The organism is Vibrio ordalii ATCC 33509, from assembly GCA_000257205.1.
GTDB classification, from domain to species: domain Bacteria; phylum Pseudomonadota; class Gammaproteobacteria; order Enterobacterales; family Vibrionaceae; genus Vibrio; species Vibrio ordalii.
Window position 1 is genome coordinate 1 of sequence record AEZC01000088.1, and the last position, 4,748, is coordinate 4,748.

Annotated in this window: 3 protein-coding genes; all 3 read right to left on the reverse strand. The window is 43.8% G+C overall.

All coding sequences use genetic code 11. The annotated features are described in order from the left end of the window. Positions 1 to 229 precede the first annotated feature (229 nt). Genes VOR_RS0106455 through VOR_RS0106465 form a run of 3 tightly spaced genes read right to left on the reverse strand, consistent with a single transcriptional unit; the run spans position 230 to position 4,561 of the window. A complete protein-coding gene (locus VOR_RS0106455; protein ID WP_010318902.1) occupies positions 230 to 982 on the reverse strand; it encodes a phosphoadenylyl-sulfate reductase in 753 nt (250 codons plus the stop codon). Beyond that, a complete protein-coding gene (gene cysI, locus VOR_RS0106460) occupies positions 975 to 2,708 on the reverse strand; it encodes an assimilatory sulfite reductase (NADPH) hemoprotein subunit (protein WP_010318903.1) in 1,734 nt (577 codons plus the stop codon). The genes VOR_RS0106455 and cysI overlap by 8 nt, the downstream gene beginning before the upstream one ends. After that, positions 2,708 to 4,561, reverse strand: a complete 1,854-nt coding sequence (locus tag VOR_RS0106465; protein ID WP_029626956.1) for an assimilatory sulfite reductase (NADPH) flavoprotein subunit — start codon at positions 4,559 to 4,561, stop codon at positions 2,708 to 2,710. Before VOR_RS0106465 ends, cysI begins: the two co-directional genes overlap by 1 nt. Positions 4,562 to 4,748 lie beyond the last annotated feature (187 nt).

Here is a 4,748-nt window from a genome sequence, read left to right on the forward strand (position 1 = left end):
GCGTTATTTTGTGAAAATTGCAAAAATAACGCTTAATCACCAAATTACTGCTCAAAGCCTTATTTATTCAATTTTACTAAGATCAAGTAAACATGTTACCCACAGAGTTATACACATTAGCTGTAATTTTTATCTTTTCAAACGTAGAAAAAGCGCCTTCAGACGCTTTTTCCGTTTCACTCATTTCTTTTTTACACTATATAGAAGATTAAATACCTGCATCATCTCCTTAGTTATTCTCTTCATGAAGACCACACTCTCTTTTTAAGCCGAAGAAACGCGTTTCTTCTTCATTCATTCCCGGTTCCCATTTACGAGTGGTATGAGTGTCACCAACTGAAAGGTAACCTTGCTCCCACAATGGATGATACGGCAGGTGATTTTCTTGCAGATAATAATGTACATCTTTATTTGTCCAATCAATCACAGGTAGGAATTTAAACACACCATTTTGAATCGCTAAAATAGGTAATGTCGCCCGCGATTGTGATTGCTCTCGGCGTAGGCCAGAAAACCAAGTACCAATATCTAGTTCATCTAACGCTCTTCGCATCGGTTCTACTTTATTAAGGTGATTGTATTGTTCAATGCCAGTAACGCCTTGTTCCCAAAGTTTACCGTAACGCGCCTCCTGCCATGATGGACTTATCGTAGCGCTGAAGATATGCAGATTGAGATTCAGGTGATCCGTGAGCTGGTCAATAAATTGATAGGTTTCAGGAAACAAATAGCCAGTATCCGTCAATACCACTGGTATATCGCTTTTTACACTAGAAACCAGATGCAGCATCAATGCGGCTTGAATGCCAAAGCTAGAAGAAAGCGCATGGGTTCCTTCTAGATTCTCAATCGCCCACATCACTCGCTGCTGCGCTGTTAAGGTTTCGAGATAAGCATTTAATGGGGCAAGGCGTAACGTTTGCTCTACTTTAGTTAGCGCCAATAACTCGGATAATTTAGGAACTACTGATACTTCAAGCATAGAAATCTCTCTTAGAGATGATCACCTCTTCTATAATGCCGGTGCGAATGGTGAAATCGCCAAAACCCTCATTGGATTGACGCTCTAGCGCCCAGCGGCCGACTAGATGGTCAATTTCTTCTAGGATCTGTTTATCGGTAATGTTTTCTTTATACATTTTAGGCACACGAGTGCCCGCTCTATTGCCGCCAAGATGTAGGTTGTAGCGGCCGGGAGCTTTACCAACTAAACCAATTTCAGCCAACATCGCTCGGCCACATCCGTTCGGACAACCTGTGACACGTAAGATAATGTTTTCTTCTTTAGGCAACGCATTTTTTTGTAGGATCGTCTCTACATCCGTTACAAATTGAGGGAGGAAACGTTCCGCCTCAGCCATAGCTAATGGGCACGTAGGGAAAGAGACGCACGCCATCGAATTTTTACGTTGCTCACTCACATTGTCATTGATCAAACCATGCTGACGCGCAATCTGCTCAATCGTGGCTTTTTGTACAGCTGGTACTCCCGCTACGATGAGGTTTTGATTGGCCGTCATACGAAAATCACCTTGGTGGATTTTAGCAATTTCTGCCACACCACTCTTTAGCGGTTTATCAGGGAAATCGAGTAAACGACCATTTTCGATGAAAAGTGCTAAATGATGCTTACCATCGATACCTTCAATCCACCCAATCCGATCACCACGTTCTGTGAGCTCGTAAGGGCGGCTGACCGCAAACTCAATACCAGCACGCTTTTCAACTTCGGCTTTGAACACATCGACGCCCACTCTATCGAGTGTGTATTTAGTTTTTGCATTTTTACGATTAGACCGGTTTCCCCAATCACGCTGAGTCGTAACCACAGCGGCGGCGACTTCTAAGGTTTTATCCAAAGGAATAAATCCGAAATCATCAGCACGACGCGGGTAAGTAGAAGTATCACCGTGCGTCATGGCTAGGCCGCCACCCACCAGCACATTAAAACCAACTAACCGACCTTGTTCGGCAATCGCAACAAAGTTTAAATCGTTGGCATGCACATCCACATCGTTTTGGGGCGGAATAACCACTGTCGTTTTGAACTTACGCGGTAAGTAGTTATTACCTAAAATCGGCTCTTCATCTGTAGTTTCTAGTTTTTCACCGTCCAACCAAATTTCGGCATAAGCGCGCGTTTTAGGTAACAGATGTTCCGAAATCTTCTTCGCCCATTCGTAAGCTTCCTGATGCAGTTCAGACTCCACAGGATTGGACGTACACAGTACGTTACGGTTCACATCACCCGCTGTGGCAATCGAATCAATACCAATGCTGTTCAACGTTTGATGCATCAATTTAATGTTAGGCTTCAATACCCCATGAAACTGAAAGGTTTGGCGAGTGGTTAAACGAATGCTGCCATATAGGCTGTGCTCAGTTGCAAATTTATCTATCGCTAGCCATTGTTTCGGTGTGATGATCCCGCCAGGCATGCGCGCACGTAACATCACATTGTGCAGAGGTTCTAACTTTTGTTTTGCACGTTCGTTACGAATATCGCGATCGTCTTGTTGATACATGCCATGAAAGCGAATCAGCTGAAAGTTGTCAGCAGTAAAGCCACCTGTGATGTGATCTTGCAGATCTTGCTCGATCGTCCCACGTAAAAAGTGACTTTCACGTTTCAAGCGCTCGTTATCTGACAATGGTCCTAGCTCTTGTCCTAATACTTCTTGATGATTAGATTGTTGTTTGGTGCTCATTAGTACACATCCCTTTGATAACGTTTTGCTTTGCGCAGATCGTTGATATATGTCTCTGCCTGTTCACGTGATAACCCACCTTGCTGCTGTGCAATAACAATTAGTGCATCATGCACATCTTTCGCCATGTGCGTTGCATCACCACAGACATAAAGATACGCACCGTTTTGAATCCATTGCCAGACCAGTTCGGATTGTTCAAGTAATCGATGCTGAACGTAGACTTTCTCATGCTGATCACGGCTAAACGCCACATCTAGACGACTCAGCACACCGGATTTCAGATATTTTTGCCACTCAACTTGATAGAGAAAATCTTGAGTAAATGTACGATCACCAAAAAACAGCCAGTTTTTTCCTTTTGCTTCACGATTATCACGCTCTTGAATAAAGCTACGAAATGGCGCAATTCCGGTGCCAGGACCAATCATGATAATAGGCACGTTATCATCTTGCGGTAGTTTGAAATTATTATTGTGTTCAATGAAAACCTTTACCTTATCGCCCTCTTCTAAGCGCTGGCCAAGGTAACTGGACGCCCCCCCAAAACGGTGCTCATCTTGGTGTGTATACTGAACAATGCTGACGGTAAGATGCACTTCATCTTCAACTTCGCTTTGACTTGATGCGATAGAATAAAGACGCGGCGTTAAACGACGTAATAAAGAGAGTAGCGCTTGGGCCGTCAGTTTAGTTTGCTTCTCTCGCAGTACATCAATCACTTGATGACGGCTCGCATACAATCTGAGCTTCTCTTTGTCCTCCACCAGCTCAAGCAGTTTCGCACAACCAGATAACTCAGCAAACTTGGTCATCATCTGAGGATTTGCAGCCGTAATTTCATATTTATGCATTAAAGCACTATGGATGGATAAACTTTCGCCATCGACCTCAACACTTTCGACACCCGATAGCCCAGTCGCAGATAACACGGCATTGACCAACTCTGTATCGTTTTCATACCATACTCCAAGTGCATCCCCAGACTGATAAGTTATACCTGACTCACCCAAGTCAATTTCAATGTGGCGCACCTCTTTTCCTGAATCTCGCCCAGTAATTTTTTGACTCGTCAGTAAGGTCGCACTGTAAGGATTTTGCTTACTGTATTGAGATAGAGGACTCGTGGTTTGACTCACGGGTAATTGCACAACTTGTGCAGCCGTAATGGCAAAGGCTTCTTTTACCACTGCTAATGCCTTGGCTTTCCACTCGGCGGCTTGGTGTTCGTAATCAACGTCGCAATCCACTCGTTCAATAAAACGTTTGGCACCAAGCTGCTCTAAAAATGCATCAAAATCTTTACCCGTTTGGCAGAAAAATTCATAACTGGAGTCACCTAAGCCAATCACACCATATTGCAAGTGAGGTAATTTCGGCGCTTTCTTGGATTGTAAAAATTCATGCAGCGCTAATGCATTATCAGGGGCTTCGCCCTCGCCATTGGTCGATGCAACAAAAATAACATGCGTTTCTTTAGCAAGATCTTTGCCTTTGTAATCACTCGCATCGAATAATTGAACCGCGATACCGGCAGCCTGAGCTTCTCTTTCCAATCCTTCAGCAAGGCCTTTTGCATTGCCTGTTTGAGAAGCGAAAATAATGGTTAATTGAGTCGCAGGCTCCGTTGATACTAAAGTGGCTGCTTGTGAGCTGAAAGTAGAAATGCTTGATGCTTGAGACTGACTGAGGCCCCAAAAATATCCGCTAACCCAAGCAAGCTGCTGCGGCGAAAGTTCTGAAATAGTACGCTGCAATCCGTTCAGTTGCGCGTCATTGAGTGGGCTAGCTAAACTGGCTAGCTCTTGGGGTATGGTATTTCCTGAAGACATGGTCACGACTTCCCTATTCATTGCGTGACAATAGATTAACCACTCTCTTTAATAACAAGAAAGAATAGATAAGTATGTTTTATAACTTTTTGGAAGTAGTCATTACGCTTAATTCTCTCATTTAGACTCGACTCGAACTTGCTTAAAACCCACCTCCATAGCCGATTTAGACGCAAGATCCAGATCGGTATACTGGCATTCGTCACCC